This window comes from Algoriphagus resistens, from assembly GCF_001442615.1.
Classification (GTDB): domain Bacteria; phylum Bacteroidota; class Bacteroidia; order Cytophagales; family Cyclobacteriaceae; genus Algoriphagus; species Algoriphagus resistens.
The window spans coordinates 663,291-681,635 of sequence record NZ_LMXN01000001.1; the positions used below are offsets into that span (position 1 = coordinate 663,291).

Genomic DNA, 18,345 nt, shown 5'->3' on the forward strand with positions numbered 1-18,345 from the left:
TCGGTCCTAGTAAATATCCCGACAAGCGACAGTAAGGAATTCACGGCACGAAAAATTGTTCTATGTCTTATTGACGGCACAAAAGTAAGATTAATATTTTTGAATACCAAATTGTATTCAAAAGTTTTTAGAATAATCTTCAAAAAAGCGTCTAATTATGCGAAATATATTTGGTTAGGAGAGAAGGAGGACAGCTTTTCCGAGGATTGTATTGGGGATTAGGATATGAGCTCAATTTTTAGCTGTCTATAATTTGCTTTTCAAAAGCCACGTGAAATGTCTTACGGCGTATAATCATACCAGTGTGTGCTTTTGAGTCATGCTCGATTTCTTTACGACTGTCGCATGAAATAATGAATCAGCACACCCTGCTCAATGAAGCATGATGCCTTAATCTGCTGTGACAATTTGTTTTGGTTGGATGTTGCTTGATTTAAAAAGTGATCCTTCAATTTTCAAATCCCAATTCACAGAAAAGATTTATCCTCGCTCGCTTCTGCAAGCATTTCTTCTGTGAGTTCTTTGCCAAGGTACCGGTCAATAATGCCGTGACCAACATAAAGAAGCGGGGTAAGCACGATGGCTACAGTCATCTTATAGAGGTAATTCATGATTCCCACTGCGATGATCTGGCTTATACTCCAGTTGCCAAACACATAGAATGCAATTCCAAGGACCACAAAGGAATCAATAAACTGACTGACCAGTGTAGAACCTGTGGCCCGGAGCCAGATCTTGTTTTCCCCGGTGAGGGATCTCAGTCTTTGGAATACATATACATCTATCAACTGCCCGAGTAAAAATGCAGTAAGTGACCCAATAATGATTCCCAGTCCCTGTCGGAAGATGGTATTGAAAGCATAGCTGATATTAAAACTTTCCCCATCCGGGGTAGCCGCGTTCACATCCAGCCAAAAATCCGCCGGAGTTAAAGCAGTCACCACACTGATGACGATAAAAGAGTAAGCAATTAATCCAGCTGTAAGAAAGGAGATTTTCTTGACCCCTTTCTTACCGAAATACTCATTGATAATGTCGGTGGTGATGAAGACAACAGGCCAGATCACTGCCCCGGCGGTCAGGTTGAAATCCAATAAATATTCACCGAAAAAAGTCCAGTTGACAGGATCGAAACCAAGTGTCTTTTCTGCAGAAAAAATCTTTACGCCAATGATTTCCGCCAGAATGGCATTCGTCAGGAAGATACCTCCCAAGATTATGAAAAGATTGGTTTTACGCGAGTTTTGGCTTTTGTTCATAATGCATAGGTATGGCCTTCTTCACTCAAAATGCTGTTTGGAAATACACTTTTTGCTTCTTCCAACAAAGGATTGAGTTCTGTATATCTCGAAGAAAAATGCCCCAGAAGTAATTTTTTTACCTTACTGATTTTCGCCAGTTCAGCGGCTTGCCTGGCTGTGCTGTGAAAAGTGGTTTTTGCCCGTTCTAAGTTGTCCTCCATAAAAGTGGATTCATGGTATAGTAAATCCGCATTTTCCACATACTTTTTCAAATCGGGAGTGAAAACCGTGTCAGAACAATAGGCATAAGTCCGCAACGGTGGAAGGGGGTAGGTGTAATCCTTAACCTTAAACAGGTTGCCAGATTCATCCCGGTAATTTTCACCGGCCCGGAGAGATTGGATTGCCTCAAAAGGCAGAGAAGTCTCCAGCAGTTTTTCCTTGACCATACTTCGAAGTCCATGTTTCTCCCGGATCAAAAACCCGGTGGTCGGAAGTCGGTGATTTAGCGGAAAGCTATAGACAGCGTAGCGATCAGCTTCTAGCAGTAAATTGAAACCTGTGTCATGTGTCTCTGTAAACTTTAGTGGATAGGGGAGTTTCGTGTTGCTGTACCGGAAATTGGTTGTGATGATTTCATCCAGTCCCCTGGGCCCAAAGATCGTAAGCGGAGTGGTTCGCTTCGCCAAACTGTAGCTGGAAAGTAGACCGATCAGTCCGTAATAATGATCCCCATGAAGGTGGGAGATGAAAATATGGTTGATCTTGGAAACTTTGACTTTGAAGGCTCTTGCCTGCAGCTGCATAGCCTCTCCACAATCAAGCAGTAAAAAGTCCTGCCCAAATCTAACGACTTGGGCAGTATGATGTCTTCCATGTACAGGAATAGAAGAGGTATTTCCTAATATGGTGACTTCAAAGTCCGGTATCAACCTTCCTCCTCCTCTTCTTTTCCATTTTCGATTTCATGCATAAAGATGGCTTCACTAGCTTCTTCAAGTGAACTCACCAAATTTAATTTTTTATCCAGCATGGAGATTTTCAAAAGCTTCATCACATGATCCTGAACGCCTGAAATGATGAAAACACCACCGTTTTTGCCGAATTCACGATCTCCAACCAGCAATGCGCTAAGCCCTGAAGAATCTACATATTTTACCCCGCTCATGTCTAAAACAAGATTCTCGAAGCCTTCAGCATGAATCGTCAACAACTCGGATTTCAAAACCGGAGCAAGTAGGGAATCCAGTTTCTCTTCCTGTGGGGCGAAGATGACGTACTGTTCTTTTTTATCAATTGAATATTTCATATTAGTATAATTTGTCTTTTAAGGGTCAGATGGAATCTCGCATGGTAGATAATCATCCATGAGTGTGACGTTCTGGTCATGCTCGATTTCACCTGTGTATAATTTGATTTTTATGGGTCATATGGAATTTCGTATCTGTCTGCCTCCGGCAGGCACGATTCATATTATAATTTATCCGGTTTAGCCTAGATGTGAAAGGATTGCTTTTTCAATTCTAGTCTCAATTTCGGATGTGTTTGCTTTCTGGAATGTTTCCCCGGTTATTTTTTCGAAGAGCTCAATATAGCGATCAGAGATGCTTTCTACAATTTCGTCAGTCATTTCCGGCACAGATTGTCCTTCCTTGCCCTGAAAACCGTTCGAAATTAACCATTGTCTTACAAATTCCTTGGAAAGTTGCTTCTGGGCAATCCCTTTCGCCTGGTTTTCTTCATAGCCTTCTGCATAGAAATAACGGGAGGAGTCGGGCGTATGAATTTCGTCTATAAGCAGGATTTTATCCCCGGCCTTTCCGAATTCATATTTGGTATCGACCAGGATCAATCCCATTTCATTGGCCATCTCCTGGCCCCGTTGGAACAATGCCCGGGTGTACTTTTCCAGTTGCTCATAATCTGCGGCACTTACGATTCCCTGCTTCAGGATTTCTTCTCTGGAAATGTCCTGGTCGTGTCCTTCATCGGCTTTTGTAGTAGGGGTGATAATAGGCTCGGGGAAGGGATCATTTTCACGCATGTGCTCAGGCATTGCCACGCCACAGACACTGCGCTTGCCGGCCTTGTACTCTCTGGCAGCATGGCCGGACATATACCCGCGGATCACCATTTCTACTTTGAAAGGTTCGCAGCGGATGCCAATCGTGACGTTGGGATCAGGAACAGAAGTGACCCAGTTGGGTACGATGTCTGCTGTAGCGGCCAGGAATTTGGCGGCTATTTGATTTAATACCTGGCCCTTATAAGGGATCGGCCTGGGCAATACCACATCAAAAGCGGAAATCCTATCGGATGCTACCACAACCAATTCTTTGTCAAACATATAGACATCACGAACTTTACCTTTGTAAAATCCCTGCTGCCCCGGGAAGTGAAAATTGGTTTCTTTGATTGCGTTACTCATCCTTATATCGTTTGGGCAAAAATAGAAAAAGCTTTTCCTTTCTTCTCTTCCCAGTTCTAATTATTTATCGGTTTTGTTTCCGTTTTCGTAGGTTTCTGTTTTGATCAATTGTTCTTTTTCATCAAAAAACTCCCTGTTTCCATCCAACTTTCCTTCCTTATACCTTCTGATTTCCTCAAGCGATCCGTCTTCTCTGTACACTCTTACTTCTCCTTCAGGTTTGTTGTTTAGGTAATTGATAGCAAAGTTAACCTGACCGTTTTCGAAGTAGGTAGTTTCCAGAAGACGGTTCCCCAGTTTATCAAAGGTTGTTTTCTTCTCAATTTTTCCAGACTGGTAATAGTTCTCTGTGGGCTGGATAGGAATTCCTTTTCGAAAAACTGATTTTTCCCTCAACTCACCATTCTGGTGATAGACTAGAAACTCACCTTCTTCATATCCTTTCTTATAGTTCCCTCTTCGTTTCGGAGATCCATCGGGATAATTGAGCTCATAGATACCATCCAAAAGTCCTTTGGAGAAGTTAATCCTGGAAAGTACCTGTCCATCTTCATAATATTGGGTTTCTATTCCATCCAATTCCCCATCCTCATAATTTGCAGAGACGATTATCTGTCCGTTTTCAGCAAATTCCTCAAAAGGACCATCGTACCGACCTTCAGAAAAATTCACTTTGGAAGCTTGCTTCCCCGATTCGTAGAACGTTTCGCTGAGCCCTTCGGGCTTGTTGTTCCTGAAGTGGGTTTTGTCGCTGATCTGACCTGATTCATAATAGGTGGTCACCAGGCCTTCTAATTGATTGTCCAAATAGGTGGACGTCTGCTTTACCTTCCCTCCAGGGAAAAAACTTTTGGATTCACCGGAACGGATATTGTTGACAAAGGGTATGATCCTTAGTGTATCACCTGATTTGGGATCCAAATCGACAAACAGCCCGTTTTTCTGGTCGTCTTGTAAGTGCCCGATGAGAACGAGGTTTCCTTCTTCATCAAATCTCTTTACTTCACCGTTCCCTTTGCCATTCAGTAAAAAATACATCTCCTTTATGAGGGTTTCTTCCTCATCGTAATAGGTGCGGACGGTATCTTGTCCGTAAGCAAACTGAGACAGAATGGCGAAAAGCACAAAAGCAATAGTTTTCCTCACACTAATTGGGTTTTGTAGATGGGGTGGGCAAGTTGTCAAATCTTTCACAAATATTCCATTCTTTGGCAAAAGAACGATCAAATCCCAGACCTGCGTATTTTCATTGAATAAGTGGTGTCCTACTCTACAAAAATCGCATACCGGAATTTTTTGAAGAATATCATACTATAGAAATATCATGCCTATTTCTTTCGTGTACCACATTTTCCATTTGTAAAAAAGATCAGCAGGATCATCAACGAGTTTGTGGTATACTTCAGATCCTATGTTAACATGCAGAAGAATCAGATGCACATGACATTGTTCACATGGGGACAAAAGGAAATTTTGTGGATTGGAAGTCAAGCATCTAAGCAATAAGACAGGACTTTTTTTAAGTCTTGAGCGATCAATAAGCCCAACAATAACTTTAAGTGAGAAGATTTGGAAGCTGTCCATGGGGCTAAAAGATATGCTTATATCCCCGATTTTTTATGGATGCTATCAGCTGTCAATTCAACTCTTTTGTTCAAAAAAAAATGACGTTTTAACGAAATACTGGACTGACACAGGTCTGAATAGAATGAAAATCGGATGTATGATTAATTTGAACAGCAGGCTTTGGTGTATTGTACCATTGCTGGTGATTTCAATCCAGCAGCTGACCGCCCAGGAAAAGCTTACTATTAAGGAGGCGGTGGAAATGGCGGTGACCAATTATGGAAATATACGGGCCAAAGGATACTATGCCGCGTCCTCAAAAGCACTGGCCGGGCAAGCCAAGCGGGAATATCTTCCGGACCTTACACTTTCGGCCCAGCAGGATTACGGTACTGTGAACGGGATAATCTCTCCCCTGTGGGGATTTGGAGGGTATGGTGTCTCCTCTTCGGGTTTACCCCGTAGTGAGCAAAACTGGGACGCGGCTTTTGGCGCGTCCTACGTTGCAAATATCAACTGGGAGGTTTTTGCTTTTGGCAGAGCATCGAAAAGAATCCAAACTGCTGAGGCTGTTGCCGATCAGGATCAAAAGGACCTGACCCAGGAAATATTCCAGCATCAGGTAAAGGTGGCAAGTGCCTATCTGGATGGAGTAGCAGCCCATAAGCTTACGGCTTCTTTCGAAAGAAACATGGAAAGGGCTGAGACCTTCCAGCAAATCGTGAAGGCGAAGGCCAGAAATGGCCTGATCGCCGGAGTGGATTCTTCCCAGGCTGACGCAGAGTTCTCCAACGCAAAAATTGCTTACCTCAAGTCCCTGGACAGAGAGTTGGAAGCCCAAAATAAACTTTTGAACCTGATCGGGGCTGGGGATCAGGAATTCACTTTGGACACCTTGTTTCTGTCTCAGATCCCATATGGGTTTATTGCCGATACAAGTTTTTCAACTCATCCGGTCCTGGAATGGTACCGGGCACGGGTTAATGTGAATGAGCGACAGACTGCCTATGTGCGGACTTTTAAGTATCCTTCCATTGCTATGATCGGGATTGTACAAACCCGTGCGTCTGGATTTGGGCCTACTTATAATGTGGACAATACGGATTTCAACCACTCGTATTGGGATGGAATCAGCCCTACCAGATCAAACTACCTGGTCGGTGTGGGACTTACCTGGAACCTTTCACAGATTCTTAGAGCCTCCAAGCAAGTCCAATCCCAGAAATTCATCAACCAGGCACTTCTGGAAGAATACAGACAAACCGATCAGCAGATCCGCCTACAGGCAACGTTGTCTGACAAAAAATTACAGAACGCACTAGAGAGTGCTGAGGAAGCCCCTGTTCAGGTAAAGGCAGCATCACAGGCTTATCAGCGACAGGTGGCGCTGTATGAGAATGGACTCACTGACCTGGTGAACGTTACCCAGGCTCTTTATCTGTTAATCCGTGCAGAAACTGATCATGCCATTGCAACAAATACTGTGTGGCAGGCCCTGCTGTTCAAGGCAGCAGCAGCCGGGGATTATAGCTTATTCGAAGACCAACTTTAAACCACAGCGATTGAAATGGAACTGATACGTTTTGCACTGAGAAAACCGATTACAATTTTGGTGGTGGTCGTTGGCCTGTTGTTCTTTGGGATTAAGGCAGTGAACACGATCAAGATTGATATATTCCCCCAGCTGGATCTTCCTGTATTGTATCTGTCCCACCCGCATGGAGGTTATATGCCTGAGCAGATGGAAGCATTTTATGGCAAGCGATATGTAAATATCTTCCTCTTCGTCAATGGGATAAAGCAGATTACCACGAAAAACATCCAAGGGCTGACCTTGATGAAAATTGAATTTTATCCAGGTACGGACATGGCGCAGGCGGCTGCGGAGATCAGTGCTTTTTCCAATAGAATACAGGCAGCTTTTCCCCCGGGATCAAACCCACCGTTTATTATCCGTTTTGATGCATCTACTTTGCCGGTCGGACAATTGGTCCTGAGCTCTGACACCAGAAGCAACAATGAGCTGCTGGATATCGCAAATATCAACGTCCGGTCCACATTCACTGATATTCCGGGGCTGGTTTCTTCACCTCCTTTTGGGGGAAGCTCCAGAACGGTAGTTATCAAAGTGGATCCCCAGAAGCTGCGTGACCACAACCTCACACCTGATCAGCTCGTCGAAGCTATGCGCGTCAACAACATTACAACTCCTTCAGGAAATGTTCGGATCGGTGACAAAAATTACCTGACCCCTGCAAATACCATTTTGAACACAGTGGAAGAGTTTGGTGATATACCTCTTTTTAAAGAGGGGGTCCACAACCTCTATATGAAGGATATCGCCACTGTGGAAGACGGGGCCGATATTGCATCCGGTTATGCACTGGTTAATGGCAGAAGGTCGGTGTATCTGAGTATTGCCAAAAGCGCTGATGCATCCACCTGGGAGGTGGTTCAAAACCTCAAAAAATCCATTCCTGATATTCAGAATCAGCTTCCTGAAGATGTGAAGCTCACCTTTGAATTTGACCAGTCCCAATATGTCATCAATGCTGTGGACAGCTTGATGCACGAAGGGATTATCGGTGCGGTTCTTACAGGGTTGATGGTGTTACTCTTCTTAGGTGATGCACGGGGGGCTTTGATCGTGATTTTGACGATTCCTGCATCCATTATTACCGCTGTGTTGTTTTTGAATCTGTTTGGGCAGACCATCAATATCATGACACTTAGCGGTCTGGCGTTAGCTATCGGAATACTGGTGGATGAAAGTACGGTGACTATTGAAAATATCCACCAGCATTTTGATATGGGCAAGCCTAAAGCACTCGCTATCTGGCACGCCTGTTCGGAGATTGCCTTTCCAAAATTACTTATTCTGCTCTGTATTCTGGCTGTATTTGCACCGGCATTTACCATGGGAGGAATTCCAGGATCCCTTTTCCTTCCTCTAGCGCTGGCGATAGGATTCAGCATGATTGCATCCTATTTCCTTTCGCAGACTTTTGTGCCTGTATTGGCAAACTGGCTGATGAAAGTAACCCATCATGTAAAGCCTGACCGAATGCAGATGACCGAAAGGGAGGAGTTGGAGTTGGCCGGGCCGGAAAGCAGTCATGGACAAAAAGTACTGCTGGCAGCACGAATCGACAAGAATAAAGATGGAAAAATCAGCCTGTTTGAACGGTTCAGAAAACGTTACCTGGACCTGATTGGGGCATTGCTTCCTTACCGTAAGCCTGTGTTGATCGTTTACCTGCTTGTCAGTATAGGACTGGTTGCACTGCTGGTAAACGGGATCGGCAGGGACGTTTTGCCCAGAGTGGACGGAAGACAGTTTCAGGTGAGAACGAAACTTCCTGACGGGACCAGGATGGAAACTACCGAGGCAGAAACGATCAAACTGCTGGCTGGAATAGATGAAATCGTCGGAAAAGAGAATGTTTCAGTGACTTCTGCCTATGTTGGCTTGCATCCCCAGCTTTACTCCATCAACCCGATTTTTCTCTGGATGTCCGGTCCGCACGAGGCAGTGATCCAGGTGGCGTTGAAAAGCGGTTACGAAGTGAATCTTGATGAGCTCAAAGATGCTATCCGTGCTAAAGCCAGCACAATCAATCCCGGGATGACCTTGTCTTTTGAACCCATAGAGTTGACCGATAAAATCCTTAGCCAGGGATCTCCTACACCGATTGAAGTCCGGTTTGTGGGCCGTAACAAAGAAACAAACAGGGAATATGCGCGGAAACTGATAGATAAGCTGAAAACCGTTGATTACCTCAGGGATATTCAGATAGGGCAATCTGTAAACTACCCGACTATAACTATTTCCATTGACAGACTCCGTGCCGCCCAGCTTGGGGTAGATATCAGCGATGTGTCACGCTCACTTATAGCATCTACCTCTTCCTCCAGATTCACAGAGAAAAATGTCTGGGTGGACAGGCCCAATGGGAATAGCTATAATGTGCAGATTCAGGTGCCGGAAGGGCAGATGAACAGTATCGATGAACTGGGTCAGATTCCTGTCAAAAGGAACTCAGCACGGCCGGTACTCAGTGATATTGCCACATTTGGGGAGGGTAGAACTGAAGGGGAAATCGATAATCTTGGAGCAAACCCCATGCAAACAGTCACGGCTAACCTAAATGATGTGGATCTGGCGACAGCGGCAGCTGATGTGAATGAGGCTATTGCATCACTTGGCGAATTGCCCAGAGGCTTGAAGGTGGAGCTGATAGGGATGAGTGCTACACTGATCGAAACGCTGGATAGCCTGGAAGGGGGGCTTTTAGTCGCAATCGTCGTGATCTTCCTGATGCTTGCGGCGAACTTCCAATCTTTTAAGGTATCAGGGGTGGTATTGGTGACGGTACCGGCTGTTCTGCTGGGCTCGCTGCTTTTACTGATCGCAACAGGGTCAACACTAAATCTCCAATCTTACATGGGGATTATCATGTCTGTGGGGGTTTCTATTTCCAATGCGGTTCTACTCGTCACCAATGCCGAAGAACTGCGGCTGAAAAATGCGGATGCCACCAGGTCTGCTATGGAAGCAGCTTCACTGCGTGTAAGACCGATCGTAATGACAGCGATGGCAATGGTAGTCGGAATGATCCCAATGGCCATAGGAATGGGAGAGGGGGCTGAGCAGACTTCTCCCTTGGGAAGGGCGGTGATTGGCGGTTTGATCGCATCAACAGTTGCAGCATTGGTTATTTTACCGATCGCATTCTCATGGGCCCAGGCAAAAAGTACCACGCAAAGCGTTTCTCTTGATCCGGAAGACGATCAAAGTATCCATTACATCCCTCCATCCAATTAATGTTTACCGATTGCATATGATTGCTTACCTAACTGGCAGAAAAATGAAAATCAGACAATTTATAAAGTTTACAATGCCGCTTTGTTTAGTGGTTGCAATGGCTGTTCAAAGCTGTAAATCCGAAGGGAAAAAAATCCCTGGATCCACAACCGGGACTACCGTTTTGACACATAAGGGATTTCATTTAAAGAAAGGTGCAGTGGCTTCCTCTTTCCGGATTCCTGGAGAACTTATAGCAAACCAGCAGGTGGACCTCTATGCAAAGGTCAGTAGCTTTGTCAAGACAATTTTAGTGGATGTCGGCTCTGAAGTAAAGCAGGGCCAACTGTTGGTGACTCTTGAAGCCCCGGAGCTCAGTTCTCAATTGGCTGGGGCAGAATCACAGTTGAAATCTTTTGAGGCTATTTATATGGCAAGCAAAGCCCATTATGAACGACTTGTAAAAACCAGTAAGACTCCCGGAACTATTTCACAAAATGATCTGGATATGGCCTTTGCCAATGAGCAGTCTGATCTGGCCAAATTAGAATCTGCCAAAGCTGCCTATCGCGAAATCACAGACACCAAGAATTACCTGGAAATTAGGGCTCCTTTCACAGGGGTGATTACCACTAGAAATATCAGTCCAGGTGCTTATGTAGGTCCTTCCGGCAGGGGATCGGAAGTACCGCTCTTTACACTGCTGGAACAGAAAAATCTCCGGCTTGTGGTAAATGTACCGGAGTTATATGCTTCCAGCTTGAAGAAAAACGATGTAGTAGAATTCACCGTCCGCTCTTTCCCGGGCAAAATATTCAAAGCGAAAGTCTCCAGACAGGCAGGGGCATTGGATGATCGCCTACGATCTGAAAGAGTAGAAATGGATGTGGACAACGCTGAAGGCGAACTATTGCCCAGAATGGTAGCTGAAGTGACCATTCCGGTCAAAACTGATGGGAGTAGTTTTGCTGTACCCCAATCCGCAGTCCTCAATTCTACGCTTGGAATGTTTGTCATAAAAGCGGAAAATGACAGTACTACCTGGATTCCAGTGCGCGTAGGAAGAAGTGGAGGTGATAGGATTGAAGTGTTTGGAGATTTGGCGGACGGGGATATTTTGTTGAGCAGTGTAACTGAGGAAATAAGGGATAACGCTCCTGTAAAAGTAGAAATCAGCGAATAAGTCCGGTGATTTCTACCAGTTGGCTGTTGTTTCTGCTTACATTTTCTCAATGACCAGTGCAGATGCACCGCCACCCCCGTTACAAATTCCCGCAACGCCGAACTTACCGTTTTTCTGATGGAGAACGGAATTCAACGTACTGATAATTCTGGCTCCGGATGCGCCCAGTGGATGTCCTAAGGAAACTGCGCCACCGAAAACGTTTACCCGGTCATTGTCCAGGTTCAACTCTCTCTGATTTGCCAGAGCTACTGCCGAGAAAGCTTCATTGATCTCATAGAAATCTATGTCTTCTGCCGTCAGGCCAGCATGCTGTATAGCTTTTGGGATTGCTAGAGCGGGAGCGGTGGTGAACCATAAAGGATCGGTAGCGGCATCGGCAAAGCCCCTGATTTTTGCCAGGGGGGTCAGTCCCAGTTCATCTGCTTTTTCTTTGCTTACCAACACCAAAGCCGAAGCTCCGTCGTTCATGGTGGAAGCATTGGCTGCCGTGACTGTCCCTTCCTTATCAAAAACCGGCCGAAGTGAAGGGATTTTGTCAAACATCACGTTCTTGTATTCCTCATCTTCGTCTATCAGGATAGTTTCACCTTTCCGTCCTTTTAGTTCTACCGGCACCACCTCATCCTTGAAGTATCCCTTAGCCCAAGAATCAGCGGATCTTTGGTAGGATTGTATCGCATATGCATCCTGATCTTCGCGGCTGATGTTCATCTCCTTGGCCGTATTGTCCGCACAGTTTCCCATAGGAAATTTATAATACACTTCGAAAAGCCCGTCTTTTACCAACCCGTCGATGAATTCTGCATTTCCATATTTATAGCCAAACCGGGCTTTGGGTACATAGAAAGGCACATTTGACATGCTTTCCATCCCGCCAGCGACTACCACGTCATTGATGCCCAACATGATAGACTGCGCGCCAAACATAACCGCTTTCATTCCCGAGGCGCATACCTTGTTAACTGTGGTACATGGAACGTTATAGCCTATCCCCGCACCAATAGAAGCCTGTCTGGCAGGTGCCTGCCCAAGATTCGCCGAAATGACATTTCCCATAAAAACTTCCTGAACAGCTTCTGTTTTGACCCCGGCTTTCTCCAAAGCCCCTTTAATCGCAATACTTCCTAATTCTATGGCCGTCAGCCCTGCCAATTTTCCTCCAAAACTTCCCAAGGGAGTTCTTACTGCTGAAACGATATATACTTCTTTGATCATAGTTATTTGGGTTTAGCGGTGTAAAGTTGAACCGTGGGAATAGGGTAAAGAAAGGGAGATCCAGCATGTCATTTGTTGCTTGCTCCCAGTGAGATGTCAACAAAATCCTATAGCCGAAAGCATACCTCAGAAATGAATTTACCAATCAGGAATGCCCCTTTTAGGTCTCTCTGTAGCCTTTTTCTTGTTTTGCTGGATGTATCGCAGTTCTGCTGCATTCATGCTTTCCAGGATTTGGGCTGCCTGCTCAGGAGTCAGGTTCATCGCTTTTAACTTTTCCTTAAACTCCTCCATGGCTTTTTGCTTATCGGCTAGATTGGCATCCATCTGATCGTTGGCATTTTCACCCGGCTTGTCCTCACTTTGCTCTGAAGGATCGCCAGCCTGGGATTCTTCGGCTCTGTCCTCATTGGTTTTGTCTCCATCTTCTTTGGATTCCTGCTGCTCACCGTCTTCTCCCTGGCTTTGCTGGTCTTCCTGCTGTTGTTTTTCCTCCTGATTCTGTTGGTCCTGGTTCTGCTTGTTCTCCTGGTCTTGCTTTTCCTGCTCCTGCTGTTCTTTTTCCAGTTTTTCTTTTAATGCCTGAAGCTTTGCATCACCGGGAAATTTGGACAACCCATCGTTTACAGTTGCCAGGGCCTGGTCTTTTTCAGTTTTCACATAGGAGCGGGCCGCACGGTTGAAGTACTCGCCGGAAGTCTGCGCTACGCTGTTGGCTAAGCTTAGCGTGAAGGCTATTCCCAGAAGTAGTAAGAATTTATTTCTCATCGATCTCTGTGATTTCTTGTAGACTCGTGATAAAATCTTGATAAGCAGCTACAGTCTCGTCCTGCTGAAGTGCCCCATTCATAAGGTTTAACGCATCTTTGAACCGGAATTGTTCCACCATCCGGTCAGCTTCTGCTTTTTTGCGCTTCGCAAACTCAGACGGCTCGGGTTTGTTTTGATCCTCATTCTTGCGTTCCTCATCCCGTTGCAACCATCTGGCCAGCAATTCATAATTATGCCTGGCTACTTCATTGTTGGGATCCTGGATCAGTGCGGATTTAAACTTGCTGAGTGCAGGCTCATATTCTTTCTTCTTTCCCAAGAGCACCCCTCCCTGATTGAATGCAAAAGAAGCAAGTGTTTTATCTGTGGCTGTGGAAGCTTTGTCATAATAGCCGGTAGCTTCATCCACTTTTTCTGCATAGTGGTTGCTCAGACCAAGGTTGTAATCAAGCTCCGCAGAGGCATAGCCAAATTCCTCAACAAGGAGTTGATGATTGGTAATAGACTGCTCATATTCAGCCTTGGCAAAGCTTTCTGCTGCCACGTCAATGGCGGAATTCAACCTGGAGACCCGGGTCCAGGACGCAGGAATCAGAAGAAAAACAGCCAATGTCAACTTAGTCCAGCTCATTTATAGTTTAATGGTTTTGATTGGAAGCATCATGTCAAGCAAAGACAACAGTAAGCCTGCCAAAAGGAAATAAAAATACTTATTAGCGGAAGCTTCTACAATTCTAGACCCGGTTACCCCTCCTTCTACCCGCTCCAATGCAGCCGTTAGACCGCCCATTTCCTGAACCTGGTCCGAAATCTCAAAATACTGGCCATTTGTTTCCGCTGCGATCTGTTGAAGCGGGGTACGGTCCAGGATAGTCTGTGCGGGCTTCCCTGTTTGTGGATCAATTACCAGTCCATTTCCTCTTGGGATACTGCTGCCAGCTTCAGTGCCGATCCCGAGGGAGAACACCTTTATTCCTTCCTCATTCAACCGGGAACCGATTTCCGACAGGTCATCCCCGAAATTCTCCCCGTCAGAGATCAGAATGATTGACTTGGATTTCACCTCCGGGCTTTCATCATTGAGAAACCTCTCCTCGGCAATTCTCAGCGGGCTATTGAGATCTGTCCCGGAATTAGGGACCAATCCCGTATTCAATCCATCGATATACAGTTGCAACACGCTTTGGTCAAAGGTAAGGGGGCATTGAAGGAATGCTTCCGAACTGAAAATAATCAATCCTATTCTGTCCGAAGGAAAGCTCTTAGTCAGGTTTTTCAATTCAAACTTAATACGCTGCAGTCGGCTGGGGCCTATGTCAGTGGCATTCATGGACTGGGACAGATCCACGGCAATAAAGATGTCTTTGCCTTCTTCCTGGATCTCTTTCAAGGATGTCCCGATGGAAGGACCCGCAAACGCAATAAGAAAAAGTACGAAATAGACTGTTCTGACGACTATCTTGGTGAACAATCTACGCTTTTGCACTTCAAGCTTACGGTTGATCTTCCAATAGCGGAATAGATAAATAAAATACAGCAAGCCGAAAATGGCGGCTAGCAGGAGAGGGAGTTTTATATCCGGATATGCCCAAATCATGGCTTGAAATTATAAAATAAAGATTACTTTAAAAGAAGGAATGCTGCAAGTGGTGACCATAAATTCAAATGTTCTTAATAATTAACAAACATTAATTTTTTTGAATCGTGTAGCTTTGGATATAGTTTTCTAATTAATGCAGCATGTGGTCAACTGCCAGAGTGAGTAATTTTCTCTTCATTTTTCTTTTTTGTTTACCCTTTTCCCAGCTTTCCGCACAGGATACCCGGTTTTTTTCTGCCGAAGTACTTGATGCAAGTAATTCATATCCGCTTCCCGGAGCAAGTGTTTACTGGGAAGGAGATGTGTCCAACGGGATAGTTTCTGATGAAAATGGGATTTTTAGAATAGAGATCAAATCCCTGCCAGCGCGATTAATAGTATCTTTTGTCGGGTTTGAAACTTCCTCAAGGGTGATTACGGCCAAAGACCTGGATAAAACCCAACGGTTTTTCATGAAAGCCCAGGAAATGTCTCTGGATGAGATTATCATCCAGGAGAGAAGGCCTGATGAGCAGGTCAGGAATATGGAAACCGGCAAAGCAACAGTTCCTATTGAAACCATTAAAAATATCCCGGCATTGTTTGGAGAAGTAGATCTGTTCAGGAGTTTGCAGTTACTTCCCGGGGTGCAGACTGCCGGAGAGGGCACTACAGGATTATTTGTCCGTGGCGGGTCTGCGGATCAGAATCTGGTGCAGCTGGACGGGGCGCCAGTATACAATCCTTCACATTTCTTTGGTTTTTTCTCTGTGTTCAATCCTGATGCACTGGATCAGGTAGAGCTTTATAAAGGCAATATGCCCGCATCTTTTGGAGGCAGGCTTTCCTCGCTGATTGATGTCTCGCTTCGGGAAGGAAACAACCAACAGATTCACGGTGAAGGAGGGATAGGAAGTATATCCTCAAGACTGACGTTGGAGGGGCCGTTGTTTTCCGATAAATCTACTTTTGTGGTTTCGGGCAGAAGAACGTATGCTGATCTGTTTTTGAAACTCTCGGATAACAATGATATCAACAGTAACAAGCTGAATTTTCATGATCTGAGTGGAAAGTTTACGTTCATGCTGGGGGAAAAGGATAAGCTTACCGTCTCAAGCTATCAGGGAAGGGATTTCCTGGGTCTTGATGACGAATTCGGGCTGGGTTGGACCAACTGGGTATCTTCAGCCCAGTGGAATAGAAATATTTCAGATAAGTTGTTCTTTGATCTGCAGGGATATCATTCCAGGTATAAATATAGTGTGGAGCTGGATGACCCGTCCAATGGGTTTGAGTGGGACAATAATCTTTCCGAGTCGGGTATGAAAGGAGTGTGGACTTTTCTTAAAGGCGAATCACTTCAGACCTACTGGGGGTTTCATAGCCAGTTTTATCATTTTGCACCAATTGAGCTGAATCCGATTGGGGACAGTACTATAGAGCCTTTGGATACAAACCCTAAAAATGGCCTGCTCAATAATCTTTTTGCAGGGATGACCTATGAGATTTCCCCGAAATTAAGTACTGAAGCGGGGCTAAGGTGGGGGGCTTACTCCCAAGTGGGTAAGGGAGTGGATTACCTATATGAAGGTGAAGTTCCAACCCCGGATGCCCAGATCACCGATACGTTGAATTATAAGAGCCTCGAACATATTAAATTCTATCAGGGACTGGAGCCCCGGATTGCTTTTAGGTATTTAATCAATGGGGAGTTTTCGGTCAAGGCAGCCTATAACCGCAATTTCCAATACGTACAGATCGCATCCAACAGCTCGGCAGGACTGCCTATAGACCGGTGGATTTTGGCAGGAACGTATGTTCCGCCGATCAGGTCAGACCAGGTTTCGCTAGGGTTGTTTAGGAATTTCGATAGCAACAAGTGGGAGTTTTCGCTTGAAGGATATTACAAGGATTTCAAAAACATCATAGATCTGAGAAATGGCGCTCAAATTCTGTTTACAGACCAAATTGAGACAGAGATACTTTCAGGGAATGGATGGGCTTACGGTGCCGAATTTCTGTTAAGAAAAAATGTTGGAAAAACTACGGGTTGGCTGGCTTATACCTGGTCACGTTCCTGGCGCAAAACCCCGGGGGTATCCAAAGGCATGAAGTATAACCCCCGCTATGATCGTCCCCATGACATCACATTGGTTTTAAATCATGAGTTTTCACCTTCATGGTCTGCAGGGCTGACATTTATCTATACCACGGGCCAGGCAGTTTCGTTTCCGGTGGGGCTTTACACCGTGGATTTACAGGCTGTGCCACTTTATTCTGAGTATAGGAATCAGGACAGGTTTCCTGATTACCATAGAATGGATGCCTCTGTTACCTGGAGAAATGCCGATAAAGGACGAAAATGGAAGGGAAGCTGGAATTTCAGCATTTACAATCTATATGGACGGAAAAATCCTTTCTCCTATGAATTCAGAGAGATTTATAATGATGATATCAACTATAGAAGCGCAGATGATGGCCCAATAAAAAGCGTGAGGCAGGGCGTAGTGATGACTTACCTATTTACATTTTTGCCTTCAATTACCTATAATTTTGAATTTTGACATGAACAGATTTTGCATCATACTCCTGGCTATTCTGGGTTTTTCCTGTCAGGAGGAAGTAGAACTTCCCCTGCGGTCAGAAGAATCCCGGATTCCTGTAATTGAAGCGACCTGGACAGACAGGCCTTTCTATAATGAAGTGAAGATAAGTCTCTCCCAGGACTACTATGACAGTGCGGAGGCAGATGTGCTCAAGGATGCTGAAGTGTATATCCTGAATACAGGAAATAAGGATATGATCCCTTTTTCTTACGATCCCAAAACGTCCAGCTACCGGCCTACAAATCCGGGTAGGATAGCCCAAACTGGTCAAAGCTATCGGTTGGTTGTCAAATGGGAAGAGAATGAATATGAAGCAGATGGTGTGATGCTGGAACCGCCTGTCGTCGATAGTGTCACCTATAGCTATGAGGAGGAAAGGCTATTCAGGGATGAAGGTTACTATATCAAAGTATATGGTAAAATCCCTTTTGAGGACAATAATTACTACCGGATCCGCGTAATCGAAAATGACACACTGAAAAATGACCGGGACGATTACCTGCTATTTGATGATACCTTTGGCCTTACCGTTTTTGAAGATGGGCTTGAACTGGGATACGAGTTTGATGCAGGGGATGAAGTAAGGCTGGAGTTGTTTAGATTAAACAGACAGCCCTACAATTACTTAGTGCAACTGGTCAACCTTCTTTACAGTGACGGTGGGTTATTCAGTCCTCCTCCCCAAAATCCCGATACCAATATCAGGGTGCTGGCGGGAAGCTCAGGGGTGTTGGGCTATTTCAGCGTAGCACCGATCTTAACTGCCTCGGTCCTCATCGAGCCGGAAGATGATTGACAGGGCTTATGGGATTTCCCTTCTTCAAAACTGGCGAAGATAGGAATAGAGAGCAGAGAGGTTTGACTTTTACAGGTTTTTTATTGTGAAGTGATAGAGGTCAAATCTTTGATTATTAAAGGAGTATAGAGGGGTGTCAGTTCTGTTTTTTTA

14 protein-coding genes are annotated in these 18,345 nt (G+C 45.0%); 5 read left to right on the forward strand and 9 right to left on the reverse strand.

Annotation, left to right across the window (positions count from 1 at the left end; genetic code table 11):
* Positions 1-467: 467 nt before the first annotated feature.
* The 5 genes from AS141_RS02785 to AS141_RS02805 form a co-directional block, all read right to left on the reverse strand.
* On the reverse strand, positions 468-1,259 hold the full coding sequence (locus AS141_RS02785; protein WP_057936085.1) for a queuosine precursor transporter: 792 nt from the start codon (positions 1,257-1,259) through the stop codon (positions 468-470).
* A complete protein-coding gene (locus tag AS141_RS02790) occupies positions 1,256-2,173 on the reverse strand; it encodes a ribonuclease Z (protein WP_057936086.1) in 918 nt (305 codons plus the stop codon). The genes AS141_RS02785 and AS141_RS02790 overlap by 4 nt, the downstream gene beginning before the upstream one ends.
* Positions 2,170-2,550, reverse strand: a complete 381-nt coding sequence (locus AS141_RS02795) for an STAS domain-containing protein (protein WP_057936087.1) — start codon at positions 2,548-2,550, stop codon at positions 2,170-2,172. Before AS141_RS02795 ends, AS141_RS02790 begins: the two co-directional genes overlap by 4 nt.
* Before the next feature lie 180 nt (positions 2,551-2,730).
* The gene (locus AS141_RS02800; RefSeq protein ID WP_057936088.1) at positions 2,731-3,669 is read right to left on the reverse strand and encodes a phosphoribosylaminoimidazolesuccinocarboxamide synthase; all 939 of its coding nucleotides are present in this window, start codon (positions 3,667-3,669) and stop codon (positions 2,731-2,733) included.
* Positions 3,670-3,729: 60 nt separating this feature from the next.
* On the reverse strand, positions 3,730-4,815 hold the full coding sequence (locus tag AS141_RS02805) for a toxin-antitoxin system YwqK family antitoxin (RefSeq protein ID WP_157243370.1): 1,086 nt from the start codon (positions 4,813-4,815) through the stop codon (positions 3,730-3,732).
* A gap of 577 nt (positions 4,816-5,392) precedes the next feature.
* Here AS141_RS02805 and AS141_RS02815 point away from each other — a divergent pair.
* Genes AS141_RS02815 through AS141_RS02825 form a run of 3 tightly spaced genes read left to right on the forward strand, consistent with a single transcriptional unit; the run spans position 5,393 to position 11,222 of the window.
* Positions 5,393-6,787, forward strand: a complete 1,395-nt coding sequence (locus AS141_RS02815) for a TolC family protein (protein ID WP_082632162.1) — start codon at positions 5,393-5,395, stop codon at positions 6,785-6,787.
* A 15-nt stretch (positions 6,788-6,802) separates the two neighbouring features.
* Positions 6,803-10,060: an efflux RND transporter permease subunit gene (locus AS141_RS02820; RefSeq protein ID WP_057936091.1), complete on the forward strand. Its 3,258-nt coding sequence runs from the start codon at positions 6,803-6,805 to the stop codon at positions 10,058-10,060.
* A 43-nt stretch (positions 10,061-10,103) separates the two neighbouring features.
* Positions 10,104-11,222, forward strand: coding sequence for an efflux RND transporter periplasmic adaptor subunit (locus AS141_RS02825; protein WP_057936215.1), 1,119 nt, complete (start codon positions 10,104-10,106; stop codon positions 11,220-11,222).
* 36 nt (positions 11,223-11,258) lie between these two features.
* Here the strand turns inward: AS141_RS02825 and AS141_RS02830 are convergent, their stop codons facing one another.
* The 4 genes from AS141_RS02830 to AS141_RS02845 all read right to left on the reverse strand — a co-directional run bounded on the left by AS141_RS02830 (position 11,259) and on the right by AS141_RS02845 (position 14,808).
* Positions 11,259-12,437, reverse strand: coding sequence for an acetyl-CoA C-acyltransferase (locus AS141_RS02830; RefSeq protein WP_057936216.1), 1,179 nt, complete (start codon positions 12,435-12,437; stop codon positions 11,259-11,261).
* Positions 12,438-12,578: 141 nt separating this feature from the next.
* On the reverse strand, positions 12,579-13,208 hold the full coding sequence (locus AS141_RS02835) for a hypothetical protein (protein WP_057936092.1): 630 nt from the start codon (positions 13,206-13,208) through the stop codon (positions 12,579-12,581).
* Positions 13,198-13,842: a tetratricopeptide repeat protein gene (locus tag AS141_RS02840; protein ID WP_057936093.1), complete on the reverse strand. Its 645-nt coding sequence runs from the start codon at positions 13,840-13,842 to the stop codon at positions 13,198-13,200. The genes AS141_RS02835 and AS141_RS02840 overlap by 11 nt, the downstream gene beginning before the upstream one ends.
* Positions 13,843-14,808 (reverse strand): VWA domain-containing protein, encoded by a 966-nt coding sequence (locus tag AS141_RS02845; protein WP_057936094.1) that lies wholly within the window; start codon positions 14,806-14,808, stop codon positions 13,843-13,845.
* Between the two features lie 143 nt (positions 14,809-14,951).
* Between AS141_RS02845 and AS141_RS02850 the strand changes: the two genes are divergently transcribed.
* Both AS141_RS02850 and AS141_RS02855 read left to right on the forward strand, forming a co-directional pair.
* On the forward strand, positions 14,952-17,354 hold the full coding sequence (locus tag AS141_RS02850) for a TonB-dependent receptor (protein WP_057936095.1): 2,403 nt from the start codon (positions 14,952-14,954) through the stop codon (positions 17,352-17,354).
* Between the two features lies 1 nt (position 17,355).
* A complete protein-coding gene (locus tag AS141_RS02855; RefSeq protein WP_057936096.1) occupies positions 17,356-18,192 on the forward strand; it encodes a DUF4249 family protein in 837 nt (278 codons plus the stop codon).
* Positions 18,193-18,345 lie beyond the last annotated feature (153 nt).

Bases quoted from the DNA above. Each gene is read 5' to 3' on its own strand.
- AS141_RS02785 (WP_057936085.1), bottom strand. From the start codon at position 1,259: ATGAACAAAAGCCAAAACTCGCGTAAAACCAATCTTTTCATAATCTTG.
- AS141_RS02795 (WP_057936087.1), bottom strand. From the start codon at position 2,550: ATGAAATATTCAATTGATAAAAAAGAACAGTACGTCATCTTCGCCCCA.
- AS141_RS02800 (WP_057936088.1), bottom strand. From the start codon at position 3,669: ATGAGTAACGCAATCAAAGAAACCAATTTTCACTTCCCGGGGCAGCAG.
- AS141_RS02815 (WP_082632162.1), top strand. From the start codon at position 5,393: ATGATTAATTTGAACAGCAGGCTTTGGTGTATTGTACCATTGCTGGTG.
- AS141_RS02820 (WP_057936091.1), top strand. From the start codon at position 6,803: ATGGAACTGATACGTTTTGCACTGAGAAAACCGATTACAATTTTGGTG.
- AS141_RS02825 (WP_057936215.1), top strand. From the start codon at position 10,104: ATGAAAATCAGACAATTTATAAAGTTTACAATGCCGCTTTGTTTAGTG.
- AS141_RS02835 (WP_057936092.1), bottom strand. From the start codon at position 13,208: ATGAGAAATAAATTCTTACTACTTCTGGGAATAGCCTTCACGCTAAGC.
- AS141_RS02840 (WP_057936093.1), bottom strand. From the start codon at position 13,842: ATGAGCTGGACTAAGTTGACATTGGCTGTTTTTCTTCTGATTCCTGCG.
- AS141_RS02845 (WP_057936094.1), bottom strand. From the start codon at position 14,808: ATGATTTGGGCATATCCGGATATAAAACTCCCTCTCCTGCTAGCCGCC.
- AS141_RS02850 (WP_057936095.1), top strand. From the start codon at position 14,952: ATGTGGTCAACTGCCAGAGTGAGTAATTTTCTCTTCATTTTTCTTTTT.
- AS141_RS02855 (WP_057936096.1), top strand. From the start codon at position 17,356: ATGAACAGATTTTGCATCATACTCCTGGCTATTCTGGGTTTTTCCTGT.